This window comes from Streptococcus oralis (assembly GCF_026782235.1).
GTDB lineage: Bacteria > Bacillota > Bacilli > Lactobacillales > Streptococcaceae > Streptococcus > Streptococcus oralis_CC.
In genome coordinates, this window is record NZ_JAKUWE010000002.1 from 482,851 (window position 1) to 503,184 (window position 20,334).

Here is a 20,334-nt window from a genome sequence, read left to right on the forward strand (position 1 = left end):
GTGGCTACTAGCGAATTACTCACTTTCTTTCAACTTCGCCAATTCCTGTGCAAGGAGTTTAAGGGCAACTTGTGGGTTGGCTTGGCCTTTGGTTGCCTTCATAAGGAATCCTGTGAAGGCCTTGTCTGCGTTGCGTTTGCCTGACTTGAAGTCGGCAACGGCAGCTTCGTTATCCGCAAAGACTTGGTGGATGATTGGAATCAGAACATCTGGATCTGAGATTTGCACCAAGCCTGCTTTTTCCACGTATTCACGCGCGCCACCGCCATTTTTAGCCAGGTGGACAAAGACTTTCTTGGCAATCTTAGAAGAGATCGTGCCGTCTTCGATGATGGCAATCATTTCTACTAAGTTTTCTGGTGTCAATTCGATTTGTTCTAGTGTTTTGCCTTCGGCGTTCAAGAACTGAGCAACTTCACCTTGGAGCCAGTTAGAGACTTGTTTAGCATCACCACCGAGGGCAACAGCTTTCTCAAAGAAGTCAGAAGTGACTTTGTTTGCAGTCAACTGGCTAGCATCGTAATCTGACAAGCCAAGGTCAGATACGTAGCGTGCACGGCGTTCTTTTGGAAACTCTGGCAATTCAGTACGCATTTCCTCAATCCACTCATCTGAGATTTCAAAGAGTGGTAGGTCTGGTTCTGGGAAGTAGCGGTAGTCTGCAGCACCTTCTTTGACACGCATGAGGATGGTTGCCTTGTTAGCTTCATCGTAACGGCGTGTTTCTTGGCGGATTTGACCACCTGAGCGAAGGATTTCGGCTTGACGTTGGACTTCGTATTCAAGACCTTTACGAACATTTGAGAAGGAGTTGAGGTTTTTCAACTCAGTCTTGGTACCGAATTTCTCTTGACCATAAGGACGAAGAGAGATGTTGGCATCCACGCGCATAGAACCTTCTTCCATCTTAACGTCGGAAATGCCAGCGTACTGGATGACTTCCTTGAGGGCTGTCAGATAAGCGTAGGCTTCTTCAGGAGAACGCATGTCGGCTTCAGATACAATCTCAATCAAAGGCACCCCTTGGCGGTTGAGGTCAACATAAGAGTAGCCATCTGTACCGTGGGTGTTTTTACCAGCGTCTTCTTCTAGGTGAGCACGTTCGATACCGATTTTCTTGGTCGTACCGTCTTCGAGCTCCACTTCAATCCAGCCGTTATAACCGATTGGCTCATCAAACTGAGAAATTTGGTAGGCTTTTGGATTATCAGGATAGAAGTAGTTCTTGCGGTCAAAGTGCATGTGCTTGTGGATGTCCATGTTGAGGGCAAGCGCAGCCTTGATACCGGCATCGACAACCCCTTTATTGAGAACTGGCAGAACTCCTGGGAAAGACCAGTCAATCACGTTGGTGTTAGCATTTTGGTCATTTCCGAAGTGGGCAGATGTAGGTGAGAAGATTTTTGAATTGGTGTTGAGCTCTACGTGGACTTCAAGTCCAATGACTGTTTCAAAGTTCATTAGTTGTCACCTCCCAAAATCACGGGTTGTTGTTTGTGGTAGTCTGTTGTTGCTTCAAAAGCAGCAGCAGCTTGGTAAATGGTTTCCTCAGAGTACTTAGGACCAATCAATTGGAGACCGACAGGGAGACCTTGAGAGAATCCAGCAGGAATCGAAATTCCTGGGAGACCTGCCAAGTTGACTGGGATGGTCAAAAGATCAGCCAAGTACATGGCAACTGGGTCGTGGTTGAGTGAATCCAAGTCATAGGCAACACTTGGAGCAGTTGGTCCCAAAATCAAGTCGTAATCCGCAAAGACGTTTTCGAAATCTTGGATGATGAGGGTACGAACCTGTCCAGCCTTCTTGTAATAGGCATCATAGTAACCTGATGAAAGGCTAAATGTTCCAAGCATGATACGGCGTTTCACTTCTTCACCGAAACCTTGGCTACGGCTGTTTACATAGATTTCATCAAGGTTGCTTGCATCTTCTGCACGGTAGCCGTAACGAATACCGTCAAAGCGTTGCAAGTTTGATGAAGCTTCTGATGAAGCAATGATGTAGTAAACTGCAACACCGTATTTAGAGTGTGGAAGGCTAACTTCTTCGACGATAGCACCTAGCTTTTCAAAGTGCTTAGCGGCGTTAAGGATGGTTTCTTTGACTTCGGGGTCAATTCCTTCACCAAGGTATTCCTTAGGCAAAGCAATTTTCATTCCCTTGATGTCTTGACCAATTTTTGAAGTAAAGTCGGCAATGCGGACAGGAGCAGAAGTAGAGTCTTTAGCATCTTCGCTGGCAATCGCATTGAGCAAGAGGGCATTTTCTTTAACAGTTGGTGCAAAAGGTCCAATCTGGTCTAATGAGCTACCGAAGGCAATGAGACCGAAACGTGAAACTGTTCCGTAGGTTGGTTTGAGACCAACAATCCCGTTGAAGGCAGCAGGTTGGCGGATGGAACCACCAGTATCAGAACCAAGAGACAAGCGGACTTGCCCTGAAGCTACAGCTGCGGCAGAACCACTTGATGAACCACCGGGAACCTTGCTGTGGTCCCAAGCATTTTTGGTGGTGCCATAGTGAGAAGTCTCACCAGACCCCCCCATGGCAAACTCGTCCATGTTGGTTTTTCCGACGACAATCATACCCTTAGCTTTTGCATTGGCAACGGCTGTCGCATCAAAGATTGGCTCGTAGTTGTAAAGCATTTTTGAGGCTGCAGTTGTAAGGATACCGTCAGTAGAGATATTATCCTTAACAGCAAGTGGAATCCCTGAAAGGACATTATCCGCGTCAATTCCAGCTTCATCAATGGCTTTAGCTTGAGCAAGGGCTTGTTCTTCAGCGATAGTGACAAAAGCATTGATAGCTTTCTCGCGAGACTTGATATCTTCAAGCGTGGCTTGGGTCAATTCAGTTGCTGAAATTTCCTTAGAGATAAGGAGGTTGTGCAAGTCTTCAATCGTTTTGTTATTAAAAGTCATTAGGCATCTCCTCCATCATCTAGGATAGCTGGTACCTTAATATAGTAGTTTTCTTTTTCAGGTACGTTTTTAAACAAGCGGTCACGGTCTGTTCCTTCTTCGGCCACATCAGGGCGGAGTACGGTCTTGCGGTCAGCCATGGTCGTAGTAGGTGCGACACCAGTTGTGTCGACTTCGCCCAGCAATTCAACCATGTCAACAATTTTAGACAAGGTTGTCGCAAAGGCAGCAGTTTCTTCTTCAGAGAATCTTAATTTTGAAAGATTGGCAACGTGTGTTACCTCTTCTTGCGTAATTTTCATCTTGCATCCTTTCGTGAAATGATGATTTTTAGTCTGTTCTATTTTACCATATTTTCCTATAAATAAGGGAGCCAAACTGAAAAGAAATAGAAATTGAAAAATCGCTTTTAATTCGCTATAATGGTTAAACTAGAGAATAGAGAAAATAAGAGTTAGGATAGAAATATGTTCCATCAATTTATCACCAGATCTCAAACGGTTCCTCCTCCTATTCCCCTCTTTTGGTATGGAGCTATGATACTTCTTTTAGTGCTTTGTTTTTATGGAGCACTTGCTTATCACAAAAATCCGAAATTTGTTCGCTTGTTTAAGGGGATTCAGATTCTCCAGTTGCTAGCCCTATATAGCTGGTATGTTGGCTTTGGGATTCCATTTTCTAATAGCCTTCCATTTTATCATTGCCGTTTGGCTATGTTTGCGGTGGTTTTCTTGCCAGATAAATGGCAGAGCAAGCAATATTTTGCCCTCTTAGGAGCAAGTGGAGCGGTCTTTGCTTTGATTTACCCTGTTTTTGACCCCTATGATTTCCCCCATATTACCAGTTTTTCATTTTTGATTGGCCACTATGCCCTTCTTGTGAATTCCTTGGTTTACTTGATGAATCATTATGATAAGAGCTTGCTTAAGAAGTATATGATTGTAGCCTATACCTTTATCCTCAACCTCTTTCTAGTTGGGGTTAATCAGGTAACGGGTGGAAATTATGGTCTCTTAAGAGATACCCCGTTTATTTCGAATGCTCCTCTATGGATAAAGTACCTCCTTGTGTCGGTCATCCTTTCACTGGCTCTTGTTCTCTTTGATATCTTGTTCAAGAAACGGTGGAAAAAGAGAAATCAGGCGCAATCTGTGCTCTAGCTTGCCTTTTCATCAGATGAGCAATTGAAAAACTCCCCAAAATCCGATATAATGGAGAGTCGAAAGGAATAGTAAAATCCAATGTAAACATCATTCTTAGCTACTGAAACAACTAAAAATAGAAAATTAAAGAAAGAGAACTTATGACTATTCAAGAAGAAATTAAGAAACGCCGTACCTTTGCCATCATCTCCCACCCGGACGCCGGGAAAACAACTATCACTGAGCAATTGCTCTACTTTGGGGGCGAGATTCGTGAGGCTGGTACGGTTAAAGGAAAGAAAACAGGGACTTTTGCCAAGTCTGACTGGATGGATATCGAGAAACAACGTGGGATTTCGGTCACGTCATCAGTTATGCAGTTTGATTACGATGGCAAGCGCGTAAACATCCTCGACACACCAGGGCACGAGGACTTCTCAGAAGATACCTATCGTACCTTGATGGCGGTGGATGCTGCAGTCATGGTCGTGGACTCTGCTAAGGGTATCGAGGCCCAAACCAAGAAATTGTTTGAGGTTGTGAAGCACCGTGGCATTCCAGTCTTTACCTTTATGAACAAGCTAGACCGTGATGGCCGTGAGCCACTGGACCTCTTGCAAGAGCTAGAAGAAGTATTGGGGATTGCCAGCTATCCTATGAACTGGCCAATCGGGATGGGGAAAGCCTTTGAAGGCTTGTATGACCTCTATAACCAACGCTTGGAGCTCTATAAAGGGGATGAGCGTTTTGCTAATCTAGAAGAAGGGGACAAGCTCTTTGGAAGCAATCCTTTCTACGCTCAGGTTAAGGACGACATCGAACTTTTGCAAGAAGCAGGAAATGAATTTTCAGAAGAAGCTATTTTAGCGGGTGAATTGACACCAGTCTTCTTTGGTTCAGCCTTGACAAACTTTGGGGTGCAGACCTTCCTTGAGACCTTCCTTAAGTTTGCTCCAGAACCACACGGACACAAGAAAACAGATGGCGAAATTGTGGATCCTTATGACAAGGATTTCTCAGGATTCGTTTTCAAAATCCAAGCCAACATGGACCCTCGTCACCGTGACCGTATTGCCTTTGTTCGTATCGTATCGGGTGAATTTGAGCGTGGGATGAGTGTTAACCTTCCTCGTACTGGTAAGGGTGCTAAATTATCGAATGTCACTCAGTTTATGGCGGAAAGTCGTGAGAATGTGACCAATGCTGTTGCAGGAGATATCATCGGGGTTTACGATACCGGTACTTATCAGGTTGGAGACACTTTGACGGTTGGAAAAAATAAGTTTGAATTTGAACCACTGCCAACCTTTACTCCTGAGATTTTTATGAAAGTTTCTGCTAAGAACGTCATGAAGCAAAAATCCTTCCACAAGGGGATTGAGCAATTGGTGCAAGAGGGAGCCATTCAGCTTTACAAGAATTACCAAACAGGCGAGTATATGCTGGGTGCTGTCGGACAACTCCAATTTGAAGTCTTTAAGCACCGCATGGAAGGCGAGTACAATGCAGAAGTGGTCATGAGCCCAATGGGTAAAAAGACTGTTCGTTGGATCAAGCCTGAGGACTTGGATGAACGGATGTCATCAAGCCGCAATATCTTGGCTAAGGACCGTTTCGACCAACCAGTCTTCCTCTTTGAAAATGACTTTGCCCTCCGCTGGTTTACGGACAAGTATCCAGATGTAGAGTTGGAGGAAAAAATGTGATTCAGTAAGCCTACTTGATTGCAAAGCAATCTAAGTAGGCTACGGCAAGTCCTATTAGACTTACCTAACTGCCTCACTAACTGAGTTTTACAAATGAAATCGATTTGTAAAACTCAGTGTCGTAATCTAACAATCGGTAACCGCTATGGCAGCTTCTCTAAACACTTCATTAGGACAAGTCTCCGAATGATTTTGATTTATTTTCATACAGTAAAGGTAATTGAAGTCAAAGGTAAATTAAAAACCTCAGAGAAATCATGTTATATGAATTCTCTGAGGTTCTTTGCGTTCTAGTCTCCATATTTTTGGTAAAAATCGACCTTGACCTGGATAAAGGTTTCGGCTTCGCGTAGTAGCTGCAGGAGAGTGGCGCGAGTCTCAAATTCCTCACGTGTTTTAGGGAGACTCCGATTGCGGAAGACTTGCAGATAGCGTTCGATGTCATCAAGTAGGTCATGAGCAGGATTGGTCTGACTTAGCTGGGCAGCGATCTTTGAAAAGAGCTGGGCCAAGATCAAACTCTCACTTGCTGCTAACTGGCAAGTGTTGATCTGCTGGGCCATGTTTCGTAAGATACGACTTTGTCTCTGCCTCATCTCAAAATAGTGGATGTGGTAGTCCGTCTGGTGAAAGAGGTGATCTGAGTGATCCAGGTAGACCAGTTTGAGAGCTTCATCGAGGAGCTTGTCTAATTGGTCAACGAGTTGGGCTTGATTGCGTCCGTCTCCCCTCGAAAGATAGTATTTAAAACGAAGCAGGATGTCTTTTAACTTTTCTTCGACCTGAAGGTGATAGCTTTGGATGGCTTTCTCACGAGAGGGCATATAAAGGTTGACCAATAGAGCAAAGCTTGTCCCGATGAGAAAGAGGAGCACTTCATTAAGCAAGAGCTCTGGGGAAGTAGACTCCTGTACCAAGAGATGACCGACCAAGACACTGCTAGGGGTGATGCCGATTTCCCAGCCCATTTTGTAAGCAAGAGGGACATAGAGAGCCAGATAGAGGCCCAGACTCCAGATGTGAAAGCCCGTCAGCTGAAAGGCTAGAACACCGATAGCAAGCGCTAGGAGCATGGAAAAGAGGCGGTTACGTGCTAATTTCAGCGTGCTTCTGCGCGTGTCGGAGAGGCTTAATAGGGCGATAATTCCAGCTGAAACTGCTGATGATAAATCTAAAAAATAAGCGAAAAAACAAGCGAGACAGGTCGCTAATATCAGTTTTGTCGTACGTTGAGTGAGAGACATGAAAATTTCCTAAACTAATAGAGTCAAGTGTTTAACGAGGAATCAGAGACTAGGGACGAAGTTTTCGGTTTGTAGCATACTCGGCAACCGCTGTAAAGAGAACATCTGTTGAAGAGTTCAGGGCTGTTTCGCAGGAGTCTTGCACGACTCCGATCACAAAACCGACCCCGACAACCTGCATAGCCAAGTCGTTGGAAATCCCAAAGAGGCTACAAGCGACAGGAATGAGGAGAAGGGATCCCCCAGCAATTCCAGATGCCCCGCAGGCAGAAATGGCAGCTACTACACTGAGCACAAATGCTGTCCCAAAGTCTACCGAGATTCCGAGTGTATTGACCGCAGCCAGGGTCAGGATATTTATGGTAACAGCAGCGCCAGCCATATTGATAGTCGAACCAAGCGGGATGGAGACAGAGTAGGTGTCAGGATTCAGTCCCAAGTCTTGGCAGAGTTTCATATTGACAGGGATATTGGCAGCAGAGCTACGAGTGAAAAAAGCTGTAATACCACTGACACGTAGGCATTTCAAAACAAGGGGATAGGGATTTTTCCTCATAAAGAGAAAGGCGATGAGTGGGTTGACGATGAGAGCTACAAAGGCCATAGTAGCAATCAAAAGTCCTAGGAGGACACCGTAGTTAGCCAGACTGGCAATGCCCTTGTCAGAGATGGTCTTGAAAACCAAGCCTAAAATCCCAAAGGGTGCTAGGTTGATAATCCATTCCACAATTTTAGAGGTGACATCCGCCATGGTTTTCAGCAATTCTTTACTATGTTTACTTGCCTCTCTCATAGCCAGACCAAAGACGACTGCCCAAGAGAGAATTCCGATATAGTTGGCTTCAACAATGGCATTCAAGGGATTGTCCACCAGTTTGAGCAAGAGATTGCTGAGGACTTGACCGATACCGTCAGGAGCAGCAACTTCTGTATTCGCACTGGTCAGGGTGATTTGCACAGGCAGTAAGAAACTAGCTAGAACGGCCACCAATGCAGCAGCAAAGGTTCCAAGCAAGTATAGGAAAATAACAGTCTTCATATTGGTGTTTTGTCCCTTTTGGTGTTGGGAAAGGGCATTGGCAACAAGGGCAAAAACCAAAATAGGAGCGATGGCTTTCAGTCCGCCTACAAAGAGGTCTCCAAGTAGGCCAATTCCTGTAAGGTTTGGAAAGAGTATCCCCAATGTCGCTCCAAAGAACATTCCAATAAGGATTCGTTTGATGAGGCTTGCCTTGGTCCAGGCTCTAATGATTCGTTTCATAGCAGTCTCCTTCAAATGTATTGTTTATAATTATAGTATAAATATGCTATAGAGGCAAGTGATATTTTGAAAACAGGAACAATAATTGAATAATTATGAAAGAAAAGAGAAGGACGATTTTATGGTATAATAGGAAAAAGGAGTTTTATATGCAAGATTTTTTTCAACGCTATTTTGATAAACTTGATTTAACAACCATGTTAGAGAATCTCTTGACCAAGGTGATTTCTCTTTTGATTTTGTTTTTACTATTTTATATAGCTAAAAAGATGCTTCATGCGACTGTACGAAAGATTGTTAAGCCCTCACTTAAATTTTCAAATCGAGATGCAGGCAGACAAAAGACCATCTCTCGTTTGCTGGAGAATGTCTTTAACTACATTCTTTATTTCTTCTTGCTCTATTGCATCCTGTCTATTTTAGGACTGCCAGTTTCGAGCCTCCTTGCCGGTGCGGGGATTGCTGGGGTGGCCATTGGTATGGGGGCGCAAGGCTTTCTATCCGATGTCATCAATGGCTTCTTCATCCTTTTTGAACGCCAGCTTGATGTGGGTGATGAAGTGATTCTCACAAATGGACCGATTACCGTTTCTGGAAAGGTTGTTAGCGTAGGAATCCGTACAACGCAACTGCGAGGTGACGATCAAGCCCTTCACTTTGTACCAAATCGCAATATCACCGTCGTTAGCAATCTATCTCGTACTGAATAGGCCGGCTATTTTAGCAGATTTGTGGTACAATAGAAGGAGTTTGGTAAAGGAGAGAGTATGCTATTTGTAGAGAAAAAATTAGGTCACGATTGTACCTGGATAGACCTTGATGTAGACAAGATTAAAAACATGGAAGACCTTTCGGATGTCTATGGCTTGGACAAGGAAACCATCGAGTATGCCCTGGATAGAAATGAGCGTGCCCACATGGACTATCACCGTGAAACGGGAACGGTCACCTTCATTTATAATGTTCTTGACTTAGAAAAAGATAAAGAATATTATGAAGCGATTCCGATGACCTTTATCGTTGAAAAACAACGGCTGATTACTATCAGCAATCATAAGAATACTTATGTGATTAAACGTATGGCAACCTACCTCGAAAGCCATGAAGTTGTTTCAATCTACAAATTTCTTTTTGCCAGTTTAGAGATTATCAGCAATGCTTACTATCCAGTGATTGAAGAGATGGATAAAAGTAAGGATGAAATCAGTGCACTTCTTCGTCAAAAAACAACTAAAAAGAATCTTTTTGCCCTCTCTGACTTGGAAACTGGTATGGTTTACCTGACAGCAGCTGCCAAACAAAATCGTCTCCTCTTGGAACACATTCAAGGGCATGCTCTTTATCGCAATTTTAATGAGGTAGAAAGAGAGCAGTTTGACGATGCCATGATTGAAGCGCATCAGTTGGTTTCGATGACAGACTTGATTTCTCAAGTTTTGCAACAACTCTCAGCCTCTTACAACAACATCCTAAATAATAATCTAAATGATAATTTGACAACTTTGACCATTATCTCAGTCTTGCTAGCTATCCTTGCGGTTATTACAGGATTCTTCGGAATGAATGTTCCCCTACCGTTTGCAGATGAACCAAATGCTTGGATTTATATTTTGATAGCTAGTCTCATTTTATGGGTAGTCTTAGCCCAATGTTTAAAGAATATTGCTAGAAATTAAAAAGAAAAGGAGCCAGAATGGCGATTGAAAAATACATGCCAGACTTTGCCGTGGAAGCAGTTTATGATCTGACAGTCCCAAGCCTGCAAGCGCAGGGGATCAAGGCTGTTTTGGTTGATTTGGACAATACCCTCATTGCTTGGAACAACCCTGATGGGACGCCAGAAATGAAGCAATGGCTACATGACCTCCGTGACGCGGGTATCCGCATCATCGTGGTCTCAAATAACACCAAAAAACGGGTTCAACGTGCAGTTGAGAAATTTGGGATTGACTACGTTTATTGGGCCTTGAAGCCCTTCACATTTGGGATTGACCGTGCCATGAAGGAATTCCACTATGAGAAAAATGAAGTGGTCATGGTCGGCGACCAACTCATGACGGATATACGAGCAGCCCACCGTGCAGGCATTCGCTCGATCTTAGTCAAACCCTTGGTCCAACACGACTCGATCAAGACGCAGATCAACCGAGCTCGCGAGCGCCGTGTCATGAAGCAAATCACTGAAAAGTACGGACCGATTACATATAAAAAAGGAATTTAACTATGGAAGAAATTCTCTGTATTGGTTGTGGAGCAACCATTCAGACGACAGACAAGGCTGGTCTTGGTTTTACTCCCCAGTCGGCGCTTGAAAAAGGTTTGGAGACTGGCGAAGTTTATTGCCAACGCTGTTTCCGTCTCCGCCATTACAATGAAATCACGGATGTTCAGTTGACGGACGATGATTTCCTCAAGCTCTTGCACGAAGTGGGAGACAGTGATGCCTTGGTGGTCAATGTCATAGATATTTTTGACTTTAATGGCTCTGTCATCCCAGGCTTACCACGTTTTGTATCGGGCAATGATGTTCTCTTGGTCGGAAATAAGAAAGATATCCTGCCCAAGTCAGTTAAACCGGGCAAGATTAGCCAGTGGCTCATGGAGCGTGCCCATGAAGAAGGACTTCGTCCTGTTGATGTCATCCTGACTTCGGCACAGAATAAGCATGCTATTAAGGAAGTCATTGATAAAATCGAGCACTATCGCAAGGGCCGTGATGTCTACGTAGTTGGTGTTACCAACGTTGGAAAGTCAACCCTCATCAACGCCATTATCCAAGAAATCACGGGTGACCAAAATGTCATCACGACTTCGCGTTTCCCAGGAACAACCTTGGACAAGATTGAGATTCCGCTTGATGACGGATCTTATATCTACGATACACCGGGGATTATCCACCGTCACCAGATGGCCCACTACTTGACGGCTAAAAACCTCAAGTATGTCAGCCCTAAAAAGGAAATCAAGCCAAAAACCTATCAACTCAATCCTGAACAAACCCTGTTTCTAGGTGGTCTCGGACGGTTTGACTTTATATCAGGAGAAAAGCAAGGATTTACTGCTTTCTTTGACAATGAACTCAAACTTCACCGTACCAAGCTAGAAGGCGCTAGTACCTTTTATGACAAACATCTTGGAACTCTTTTGACACCACCAAATAGCAAGGAGAAAGAAGATTTTCCAAAACTAGTTCAACATGTCTTTACCATCAAGGACAAAACCGACCTAGTCATCTCAGGCCTAGGCTGGATCCGAGTAACAGGCACCGCCAAAGTCGCTGTCTGGGCACCAGAAGGCGTCGCCGTCGTCACACGAAAAGCAATCATTTAAAATAAAATAGCTGAGCGAACAAAGTGAGCTCATATAGCGATAGTTATTGCCGTGGTGTGATTGCCAATCGATAGATTGGCAAGGGGCACAATTGAGACCTAGGCTCAATTGTGAGGTCAGGAAATCCATTTTTCAAAGATGATATCTTTGGAAAATTAGTTCCGACCGTCCCTCACCACCTAAAATAACTATCAAAAAAGGAAGAAAGAATATGTCATTAACCTCAAAACAACGTGCCTTCCTCAACAGCCAGGCACACACCCTCAAACCCATCATCCAAATCGGGAAAAATGGTCTCAACGACCAAATCAAAACCAGCGTCCGTCAGGCTCTTGACGCTCGTGAATTGATTAAAGTTACACTCTTACAAAATACAGATGAAAACATCCACGAAGTAGCTGAAATCTTGGAAGAAGAAATTGGTGTAGATACTGTCCAAAAAATTGGACGCATCTTGATTTTGTTTAAACAATCCAGCAAGAAAGAAAATCGCAAGATTTCCAAGAAAGTTAAAGAAATCTAAAAATCTACTCCAAACAACTGTTTTTACAGAGAATTAAAGGAAGACGAGCCTATGGCAATCGAATTATTGACTCCCTTTACCAAGGTAGAGTTGGAACCAGAAATCAAGGAGAAAAAACGCAAACAAGTCGGGATTTTAGGGGGAAATTTTAACCCTGTTCACAATGCCCATCTTGTTGTGGCAGACCAAGTACGACAACAGTTAGGACTGGACCAGGTCCTGCTCATGCCCGAATACCAACCTCCTCATGTAGATAAAAAGGAAACCATACCTGAGCATCATCGTCTCAAGATGCTTGAGTTAGCGATTGAGGGGATTGAAGGTCTAGCCATTGAAACCATCGAGCTAGAGCGGAAGGGCATTTCTTACACCTACGACACCATGAAGATTTTGACAGAGCAACATCCAGATACGGATTATTACTTCATTATCGGGGCTGATATGGTGGATTATCTGCCTAAGTGGTACCGAATTGATGAACTGGTCGACATGGTTCAGTTTGTAGGGGTTCAGCGTCCACGCTACAAGGCTGGAACTTCCTATCCTGTTATCTGGGTGGATGTGCCTCTCATGGACATCTCGTCCAGCATGGTGCGTGACTTCATTGCTCAAGGTCGGAAACCTAACTTTCTCCTACCTCAGCCAGTGCTAGACTACATCGAGAAGGAGGGGCTTTACTGATGGCATACCAAGACTATATCAACTGCTCCCGCGAGGCTTTGTTGAAAAAAATGGCAGAGCTTCTACCTGAAAAACGTTTAACCCATTGTTTGGGTGTGGAGCGTGCAGCCGTAGAGCTAGCGAAGCGATTCGGAGTTGATGCTGAGAAAGCGGGTCTAGCGGGCCTTCTTCATGACTATGCTAAAAAGTTGTCAGATCAGGAATTTCTAGACTTGATTGACCGTTATCAGCTAGACCCTGACCTCAAAAACTGGGGCAATAATGTCTGGCATGGAATGGTTGGTATCTACAAGATTCAGGAAGATTTGGATTTGCATGATTCTGAAATCCTGCGAGCTATTGAAATCCATACAGTCGGAGCTGATCAGATGACCAATCTTGATAAGGTAATCTACGTTGCAGATTATATCGAGCATAACCGCGCCTTTCCAGGTGTGGATATGGCACGTGAAATTGCAAGTTTGTCACTTAATAAGGCAGTGGCCTACGAAACGGCACGAACTGTGGAGCATTTAGCTCATCAGGGATTCCCCATCTATCCCCAAACCCTGGAAACCTATAACGCCTTTGTGCGCTATTTGAAAGAGGACTAAATGAGGACGGCTTTTATCATCATTGATGTTCAGAATATTTTAGTGGAAACCGGTTTTCAGACAAATAGTCTATTGGAAAAAATTTCTTATTTACAAAACCAGGCTAGAAGCAAGAATATCGAAATTATCTATGTTCAACATATTGAGGACTCTGAAGCTCAAACATCAGAAGATTGGCAGTTATCTGAGTTTTTAAATCGAAAACCTAATGAAAAGGTCTTTCAGAAGAAGTATAACAGTATTTTCAAAGAAACTGGTTTAAAAGAATACTTGGATAAACAGGGGATTGAAAAATTAGTTTTATGTGGTATGCAGACAGAATATTGTGTGGATACCTCTGTCAAGGTCGCCTTTGAATATGGCTATCAGCTTATTATTCCAGAAGGAACTTGCACAACATTTGATGGGAAAGACATTCCAGCAGAAACGATAAATGAATTTTATGAGGGCATTTGGGAGGGGCGCTTTGCAGATGTCCTAGATTACAAACATATTTTCTAGAAAGAGGACTAAATGAACGAAAAAGAATTACTAGAACTAGTCGTGAAAGCGGCTGATGAGAAACGTGCGGAGGATATCCTTGCACTTGACGTACAAGATTTGACTAGCGTGACGGACTACTTTGTCATCACTAGCTCGATGAATAGCCGTCAGTTGGACGCAATCGCAGATAATATCCGTGAAAAAGTAGCCGAAGCTGGCTTTAAAGGTAGTCATGTTGAAGGCGATGCAGCTGGAGGTTGGGTCTTGCTAGACCTCGGTGCTGTCGTTGTGCATATCTTCTCAGAAGAAATGCGTGCCCACTATAACCTAGAAAAACTATGGCATGAGGCGGCTTCTGTAGATATTTCAGAAGCCTTGGCCTAGTAGATGAACTCAGTTGCACTCAACTGGGTTTTATTTGCTTATTTTAGAAAAAATGGATAGAAAGGTGAGGGCGTCGTGTTTTGTTCATCTCGAAACTGAACACGAGCTAAAAGCTGCGAGAAAAAGAGTAACTTCCTTTGTATCTGACGATACAGCAGAAAGTTTCCTATTTTCTCCTTGCTTTTAACGCTCTTTGTATCTTAATTATGGCAACTTATGAAACCTTTGCGGCTGTTTACGATGCTGTGATGGATGATAGTTTATATGATAAATGGACGGATTTTTCTCTGCGTCATTTGCCTAAGACCAAGGAGAGAAAGAAGCTTTTGGAATTGGCTTGTGGAACAGGTATCCAGTCTGTGCGCTTTTCTCAAGCAGGCTTTGATGTGACGGGGCTTGACTTGAGCGCAGATATGCTGAAGATTGCGGAGAAAAGAGCTACTTCAGCCAAGCAAAAGATTGATTTTATTGAAGGCAATATGCTGGATTTATCTAAGGCAGGTCAATACGACTTTGTTACGTGTTACTCGGACTCTATCTGCTATATGCAGGATGAGGTGGAGGTAGGAGACGTCATTAAGGAAGTCTATAATGCCCTCAATGAAGACGGAATTTTTATCTTTGATGTGCATTCGATCTACCAGACGGATGAGGTTTTTCCAGGCTATTCTTACCATGAAAATGCGGAAGATTTTGCCATGCTTTGGGACACCTATGAGGATGCGGCTCCTCACTCCATCGTGCATGAGTTGACCTTCTTTGTCAAGGAAGCGGACGGTTCCTTTAGTCGCCACGATGAAGTGCATGAGGAGCGTACATATGAAGTCTTGACCTATGATATCTTGCTGGAACAGGCTGGTTTCAAGTCTTTCAAACTCTATGCGGACTTTGAGGACAAGGAACCAACAGAAACCAGTACCCGTTGGTTTTTTGTCGCGCAGAAGTAGGAGATGGATATGGTTCGATCAAAATATTCTTGGGAAGAAGTTTCGCAGTTTAATCGTATTCGTCAAAATGGAACGCTTTGGGAGAAAGATGGGCAATACTTCTATGTTCAGGAAGAAGGAACTGTATTTTCGGAGTTAGTCGTTTACGATATGTCTAAGAAACTTTTTGATATGTTAGTAAATGAAATAAAATCGGAGGATGATATCCGACATATGCTGATGTATGGAACATGGCCAATGACAGTTGCTGGATGCCATAGACCAACTATGTTGATAGCTTATCCTGAGTTACAAAAAAATTATAGTAATGAACAACTGGCAGAAATCCTTCCAGTAGGAGAAAAACAATGGCTTAACTGGAGAGGAAGATTGCCTGAGCGGTATCGTAGATTTCGTCATTAGAAAGGGAGAACATCATGACCATCACAGGTATTATCGCAGAGTTCAATCCTTTTCATAATGGGCACAAATACTTGCTTGAGCAGGCGAAGGGACTGAAAATCGTTGCCATGTCTGGGAATTTCATGCAGCGTGGAGAGCCTGCTATAGTGGACAAGTGGACACGGGCTCAGATGGCGCTGGAAAACGGAGCGGATCTTGTAGTGGAATTGCCCTTTTTAGTCAGTGTTCAGGCGGCAGATTTCTTCGGTCAAGGGGCTGTGGATATCTTGGTTCGCTTGGGTATTGATAGGCTAGCTTTTGGGACAGAGGAAGTTTTGGATTATCAGAAAATTGCTGACTTATACACAGAGCAAGGTAGAGAGATGGAGAATTTTGTGGAAAATCTGCCTGATTCACTCTCCTACCCCCAGAAAACCCAAGCCATGTGGCAGGAATTTGCAGATCTTGATTTTTCTGGCAACACCCCCAATCATGTTCTAGCTCTAGCTTATGCCAAGGCTGTTGCAGGACGCAACATCAAGCTTGAGCCGATTCAGCGTCAGGGAGCTGGTTACCATTCTGTGGACAAGGAGGTGGCCTTTGCCTCAGCGACAGCGCTCCGCCAGCATCAATCAGACCAAGATTTCTTAGAACGCTTTATGCCTTCCGTTGCTCTCTTTGAGCAGGCCAGTAAGGTGAGTTGGGACGACTATTTTCCCTTGCTCCGCTATCAAATTTTGTCAAATCCAGACCTAACAACGATCTATCAGGTCAATCAAGAAATGGCTGTGCGCATCAAGGAAGCTATCAAAACAGCCCAGTCTGTTGACGAATTGGTCGAGGCAGTTGCGACCAAGCGTTATACCAAGGCGCGTGTCAGACGCCTCTTGACCTATATTTTGGTGCAGGCCAGAGAAAGCGACTTGCCAGAAGCCATCCATGTCCTTGGTTTTACTGAAAAAGGCAGACAACACCTCAAGTCTCTGAAAGAACAGGTCCATCTAGTCAGCCGAATTGGCAAAGAACCCTGGGATGCTATGACTCAAAAGGCAGACCAGATTTACCAACTAGGACAGCCAAGAATAGCAGAGCAGAATTTCGGCAGAGTGCCGATTAGAATAGAAACAAACTGAGTCTACTGAAAGGTAGGCTTTTTTTAGAAGATTTTCGAATAAATAGATAGAAAAGAAAAATCTTGTACAAGTTCCTGACAATTTCTTTCTTTTTGTGTATAATAGTGGAAAAGAGGTAAAATGAGGTATGGTTATGGAAGCAGTTCTTTATTCAACATTCCGAAATCATTTAAAAGACTACATGAAGAAGGTAAACGATGAATTTGAGCCTTTGACGGTGGTCAATAAAAATCCAGATGAGGATATTGTAGTCCTTTCAAAGAGCGAGTGGGATAGTATTCAGGAAACCCTGAGAATCGCTCAAAATAAGGAACTTTCTGACAAGGTCTTGCGAGGAATGGCTCAAGTTCGTGCTGGAAGCACTCAGGTCCATGTGATTGAGGAGTAATGGATGTTGCTCAAGTTTACAGAAGATGCCTGGGTGGATTATTGCTATTGGCAAACTCAGGACAAGAAAACGTTAAAAAGAATCAACATGCTAATCAAGGATATTCAACGCGATCCTTTTGTAGGAATTGGTAAACCAGAACCACTCAAGTATGACTACCAAGGAGCCTGGTCTCGTCGTATTGACGCAGAAAATCGCTTGATTTATATGATGGATGGAGATAGCGTGGCTTTCTTGTCTTTCAAAGATCATTACTAAGTCTACCGAAAGGTGGGCTTTTTCTATAATTTTTACTAAGCTATAACTTCTAAGAAATAGAGATTGCACTAATAAATTTTAGGTAAATGTGTTTTAAATTCCCCAAAACATATGCTATTTTAGGTTTGTGGAAATCGTTTTTTTATGATAGAATATTAAGGAATGTATGTCATTCGATAAACAAATTTAATGAGGTAAAAACATGGAAATCATGACACTTGCGATTGCTGTTTTTGCCGTCATCATTGGTTTAGTCATTGGATATGTCAGCATCTCAGCTAAGATGAAATCATCTCAAGAGGCTGCAGAGTTGATGCTTCTAAATGCTGAACAAGAAGCAACTAATTTACGAGGACAAGCTGAGCGCGAAGTGGATTTATTACTAAATGAAGCCAAGAGCGAAAGCAAGTCTCTTAAAAAAGAAGCACTATTGGAGGCCAAAGAGGAAGCCAGAAAATACCGTGAAGAAGTGGACGCTGAATTTAAGTCAGAACGTCAGGAGCTCAAGCAAATTGAAAGTCGTTTGACGGAGAGAGCTACGAGCCTTGACCGTAAGGACGACAATTTGACGAACAAAGAAAAAACACTTGAACAAAAAGAACAAAGTATTTCTGATAGAGCAAAAAACCTTGATGCACGTGAAGAGCAATTAGAGGAAGTCGAAAGACAAAAAGAAGCTGAACTTGAACGTATCGGCTCCCTTTCCCAAACTGAGGCTCGAGATATTATCTTGGCTCAAACAGAGGAAAACTTGACCAAGGAAATTGCTAGTCGCATTCGTGAAGCTGAGCAAGAGGTCAAGGAACGTTCAGACAAGATTGCCAAAGATATCTTGGTTCAGGCTATGCAGCGTATCGCTGGTGACTATGTAGCAGAGTCAACAAACTCGACAGTTCATCTACCAGATGATACCATGAAGGGGCGCATTATCGGTCGTGAAGGGCGTAATATTCGTACCTTTGAAAGTTTGACAGGGGTCGACGTGATCATCGATGACACGCCAGAAGTGGTAACCTTGTCAGGATTTGATCCGATTCGTCGTGAAATTGCTCGTATGACCATGGAAATGTTGCTCAAGGATGGCCGTATCCATCCAGCTCGTATCGAGGAGTTGGTGGAAAAAAACCGTCAGGAGATTGACAATAAAATCCGCGAATATGGTGAGGCTGCTGCCTATGAGATTGGTGCGCCAAACCTCCATCCAGACTTGATGAAGATCATGGGGCGCTTGCAGTTCCGTACTTCATATGGACAAAATGTCTTGCGTCATTCGATTGAGGTTGCTAAGTTATCTGGTATCATTGCGAGTGAACTTGGTGAAAATGCAGCTCTTGCCCGTCGTGCTGGATTCCTTCACGACATCGGGAAAGCTATTGACCGCGAGGTTGAAGGTAGCCACGTTGAGATTGGTACGGAATTGGCTCGTAAGTACAAGGAACACCCAGTTGTGGTGAATACCATTGCTAGCCACCACGGCGATGTCGAAGCTGAAAGCGTCATTGCAGTGATCGTTGCTGCAGCAGATGCCTTGAGTGCAGCGCGTCCAGGTGCTCGTAGCGAGTCTCTTGAAAGCTACATCAAGCGTCTCCATGATTTGGAAGAAATCGCCAATGGCTTTGAAGGAGTGCAAAATAGTTTTGCCCTTCAAGCAGGACGTGAAATCCGTATCATGGTTAATCCAGGACAAATCAAGGACGACAAAGTCACAATCTTGGCTCACAAAGTTCGTGAGAAAATTGAAAATAATCTCGATTACCCAGGAAATATCAAGGTAACCGTGATCCGCGAACTTCGTGCAGTAGATTATGCTAAATAAAAAAGAAAGAGCAGTTGAAAAATTACTGCTTTTTTGTTACACTAGATAGAAAGACTGTAGAAGGATAACTGACGCTATCATCACTATCCGAGAGAAATTTTACTTTATTTCACAGACTAACTAAAGGAGACATAATGGCAGACCGAGGCTTGCTAATCGTTTTTTCTGGTCCTTCAGGAGTTGGGAAAGGAACGGTTAGAAGAGAGATTTTTGAGAATTCTGAGAATCAATTTCAATACTCTGTATCGATGACGACGCGTGCGCAACGTCCTGGTGAAGTGGACGGAGTGGATTATTTCTTCCGTACTCGTGAAGAGTTTGAAGAGCTGATCCGTCAAGGTCAGATGTTGGAATATGCAGAATATGTCGGTAACTACTATGGAACTCCGCTGACCTATGTCAACGAAACCCTAGATAAGGGAATCGATGTCTTCCTTGAGATTGAAGTCCAAGGAGCTCTTCAGGTTAAGAAAAAGGTTCCAGATGCTGTCTTTATCTTTCTAACGCCACCAGATTTGGATGAATTGCAAGATCGTTTGGTAGGTCGTGGAACAGATAGCGCTGAAGTGATTGCCCAACGAATCGAAAAAGCCAAGGAAGAAATTGCTCTCATGCGTGAGTATGATTATGCCATTGTCAACGATCAGGTGTCCCTCGCTGCTGAACGTGTCAAGCGTGTGATCGAAGCAGAACACTTCCGTGTGGACCGTGTCATTGGTCACTACCAGGAGATGTTGCCAAAATCTCCAACTACTCGATAAACTATAGGAAACAGGTACAAGCAAATGATGTTAAAACCCTCTATCGATACCTTGCTAGACAAGGTGCCATCAAAATATTCACTCGTAATCTTGGAAGCAAAACGTGCCCACGAACTAGAAGCAGGTGCGCCAGCAACTCAAGAGTTTAAGTCTGAAAAATCAACTCTTCGCGCCTTGGAAGAAATCGAGTCAGGCAATGTAACCATTCACCCAGATCCAGAAGGAAAACGTGAAGCGGTTCGTCTCCGTATCGAAGAAGAAAAACGCCGCAAAGAAGAAGAAGAAAAGAAAATCAAAGAGCAAATCGCTAAAGAAAAAGAAGATGGTGAAAAAATTTAAGGTTGGGGGGACTCAATCTTATTTTTTCTATTGCAAG

The 20,334-nt window shown here is 43.5% G+C and carries 24 protein-coding genes; 19 read left to right on the plus strand and 5 right to left on the minus strand.

The window, feature by feature from the left end; genetic code table 11:
* Positions 1-15: 15 nt before the first annotated feature.
* Genes gatB through gatC form a run of 3 tightly spaced genes read right to left on the minus strand, consistent with a single transcriptional unit; the run spans position 16 to position 3,229 of the window.
* Complete coding sequence (gene gatB / locus MK396_RS02755) at positions 16-1,461, minus strand: Asp-tRNA(Asn)/Glu-tRNA(Gln) amidotransferase subunit GatB (protein WP_001008635.1); 1,446 nt, start codon at positions 1,459-1,461, stop codon at positions 16-18.
* Positions 1,461-2,927, minus strand: a complete 1,467-nt coding sequence (gene gatA / locus MK396_RS02760) for an Asp-tRNA(Asn)/Glu-tRNA(Gln) amidotransferase subunit GatA (RefSeq protein WP_268723578.1) — start codon at positions 2,925-2,927, stop codon at positions 1,461-1,463. Before gatA ends, gatB begins: the two co-directional genes overlap by 1 nt.
* Positions 2,927-3,229 carry an Asp-tRNA(Asn)/Glu-tRNA(Gln) amidotransferase subunit GatC gene (gene gatC, locus MK396_RS02765; RefSeq protein ID WP_000705420.1) on the minus strand — a complete coding sequence of 101 codons (303 nt, stop codon included), beginning with the start codon at positions 3,227-3,229 and terminating at the stop codon, positions 2,927-2,929. Before gatC ends, gatA begins: the two co-directional genes overlap by 1 nt.
* 165 nt (positions 3,230-3,394) lie before the next feature.
* On the opposite strand from gatC, the gene MK396_RS02770 reads away from it, so the two are divergent.
* Together MK396_RS02770 and MK396_RS02775 are read left to right on the plus strand one after the other, a co-directional pair.
* Positions 3,395-4,087, plus strand: a complete 693-nt coding sequence (locus MK396_RS02770; RefSeq protein WP_268723579.1) for a TIGR02206 family membrane protein — start codon at positions 3,395-3,397, stop codon at positions 4,085-4,087.
* Between the two features lie 143 nt (positions 4,088-4,230).
* Positions 4,231-5,775 carry a peptide chain release factor 3 gene (locus tag MK396_RS02775; protein ID WP_268723580.1) on the plus strand — a complete coding sequence of 515 codons (1,545 nt, stop codon included), beginning with the start codon at positions 4,231-4,233 and terminating at the stop codon, positions 5,773-5,775.
* Between the two features lie 290 nt (positions 5,776-6,065).
* On the opposite strand, the gene MK396_RS02780 is transcribed toward MK396_RS02775, so the two are convergent.
* Both MK396_RS02780 and sstT read right to left on the minus strand, forming a co-directional pair.
* Complete coding sequence (locus tag MK396_RS02780) at positions 6,066-7,019, minus strand: aromatic acid exporter family protein (RefSeq protein WP_268723581.1); 954 nt, start codon at positions 7,017-7,019, stop codon at positions 6,066-6,068.
* Positions 7,020-7,068: 49 nt separating this feature from the next.
* Entirely contained in the window at positions 7,069-8,280 is a 1,212-nt protein-coding gene (gene sstT, locus MK396_RS02785) for a serine/threonine transporter SstT (protein WP_268723582.1), read from the minus strand.
* Positions 8,281-8,429: 149 nt separating this feature from the next.
* On the opposite strand from sstT, the gene MK396_RS02790 reads away from it, so the two are divergent.
* The 17 genes from MK396_RS02790 to rpoZ all read left to right on the plus strand — a co-directional run bounded on the left by MK396_RS02790 (position 8,430) and on the right by rpoZ (position 20,297).
* Positions 8,430-8,990 (plus strand): mechanosensitive ion channel family protein, encoded by a 561-nt coding sequence (locus MK396_RS02790; protein ID WP_268723583.1) that lies wholly within the window; start codon positions 8,430-8,432, stop codon positions 8,988-8,990.
* 57 nt (positions 8,991-9,047) lie between these two features.
* Positions 9,048-9,956 carry a magnesium transporter CorA family protein gene (locus MK396_RS02795; RefSeq protein WP_254725036.1) on the plus strand — a complete coding sequence of 303 codons (909 nt, stop codon included), beginning with the start codon at positions 9,048-9,050 and terminating at the stop codon, positions 9,954-9,956.
* Between the two features lie 17 nt (positions 9,957-9,973).
* Positions 9,974-10,501, plus strand: coding sequence for a YqeG family HAD IIIA-type phosphatase (locus MK396_RS02800; RefSeq protein ID WP_198460050.1), 528 nt, complete (start codon positions 9,974-9,976; stop codon positions 10,499-10,501).
* A gap of 2 nt (positions 10,502-10,503) precedes the next feature.
* Positions 10,504-11,610 carry a ribosome biogenesis GTPase YqeH gene (yqeH, locus tag MK396_RS02805; protein ID WP_268723584.1) on the plus strand — a complete coding sequence of 369 codons (1,107 nt, stop codon included), beginning with the start codon at positions 10,504-10,506 and terminating at the stop codon, positions 11,608-11,610.
* 211 nt (positions 11,611-11,821) lie between these two features.
* Positions 11,822-12,133 (plus strand): ribosome assembly RNA-binding protein YhbY, encoded by a 312-nt coding sequence (gene yhbY, locus MK396_RS02810; RefSeq protein WP_000060169.1) that lies wholly within the window; start codon positions 11,822-11,824, stop codon positions 12,131-12,133.
* 51 nt (positions 12,134-12,184) lie between these two features.
* Positions 12,185-12,814, plus strand: a complete 630-nt coding sequence (locus MK396_RS02815) for a nicotinate-nucleotide adenylyltransferase (RefSeq protein WP_000963713.1) — start codon at positions 12,185-12,187, stop codon at positions 12,812-12,814.
* Positions 12,814-13,407 carry a bis(5'-nucleosyl)-tetraphosphatase (symmetrical) YqeK gene (gene yqeK / locus MK396_RS02820; protein WP_254725038.1) on the plus strand — a complete coding sequence of 198 codons (594 nt, stop codon included), beginning with the start codon at positions 12,814-12,816 and terminating at the stop codon, positions 13,405-13,407. The genes MK396_RS02815 and yqeK overlap by 1 nt, the downstream gene beginning before the upstream one ends.
* Positions 13,408-13,908, plus strand: a complete 501-nt coding sequence (locus tag MK396_RS02825; protein ID WP_198460040.1) for a cysteine hydrolase family protein — start codon at positions 13,408-13,410, stop codon at positions 13,906-13,908. It begins immediately after the preceding gene.
* Positions 13,909-13,920: 12 nt separating this feature from the next.
* On the plus strand, positions 13,921-14,274 hold the full coding sequence (rsfS, locus tag MK396_RS02830) for a ribosome silencing factor (RefSeq protein WP_254725039.1): 354 nt from the start codon (positions 13,921-13,923) through the stop codon (positions 14,272-14,274).
* Positions 14,275-14,480: 206 nt separating this feature from the next.
* Positions 14,481-15,221, plus strand: a complete 741-nt coding sequence (locus MK396_RS02835; protein ID WP_254725040.1) for a class I SAM-dependent DNA methyltransferase — start codon at positions 14,481-14,483, stop codon at positions 15,219-15,221.
* A gap of 9 nt (positions 15,222-15,230) precedes the next feature.
* On the plus strand, positions 15,231-15,623 hold the full coding sequence (locus tag MK396_RS02840; protein ID WP_000252453.1) for a hypothetical protein: 393 nt from the start codon (positions 15,231-15,233) through the stop codon (positions 15,621-15,623).
* A 14-nt stretch (positions 15,624-15,637) separates the two neighbouring features.
* Entirely contained in the window at positions 15,638-16,735 is a 1,098-nt protein-coding gene (locus MK396_RS02845; RefSeq protein ID WP_254725041.1) for a nucleotidyltransferase, read from the plus strand.
* 133 nt (positions 16,736-16,868) lie between these two features.
* The gene (locus MK396_RS02850; protein ID WP_000388572.1) at positions 16,869-17,123 is read left to right on the plus strand and encodes a type II toxin-antitoxin system Phd/YefM family antitoxin; all 255 of its coding nucleotides are present in this window, start codon (positions 16,869-16,871) and stop codon (positions 17,121-17,123) included.
* Between the two features lie 3 nt (positions 17,124-17,126).
* Entirely contained in the window at positions 17,127-17,381 is a 255-nt protein-coding gene (locus tag MK396_RS02855; protein WP_268723585.1) for a Txe/YoeB family addiction module toxin, read from the plus strand.
* A gap of 202 nt (positions 17,382-17,583) precedes the next feature.
* Positions 17,584-19,197 carry a ribonuclease Y gene (locus MK396_RS02860; RefSeq protein ID WP_268723586.1) on the plus strand — a complete coding sequence of 538 codons (1,614 nt, stop codon included), beginning with the start codon at positions 17,584-17,586 and terminating at the stop codon, positions 19,195-19,197.
* Between the two features lie 134 nt (positions 19,198-19,331).
* Positions 19,332-19,958 carry a guanylate kinase gene (gmk, locus tag MK396_RS02865; protein ID WP_254725043.1) on the plus strand — a complete coding sequence of 209 codons (627 nt, stop codon included), beginning with the start codon at positions 19,332-19,334 and terminating at the stop codon, positions 19,956-19,958.
* Between the two features lie 24 nt (positions 19,959-19,982).
* Positions 19,983-20,297 (plus strand): DNA-directed RNA polymerase subunit omega, encoded by a 315-nt coding sequence (rpoZ, locus tag MK396_RS02870; protein WP_002874282.1) that lies wholly within the window; start codon positions 19,983-19,985, stop codon positions 20,295-20,297.
* Positions 20,298-20,334: the final 37 nt, after the last annotated feature.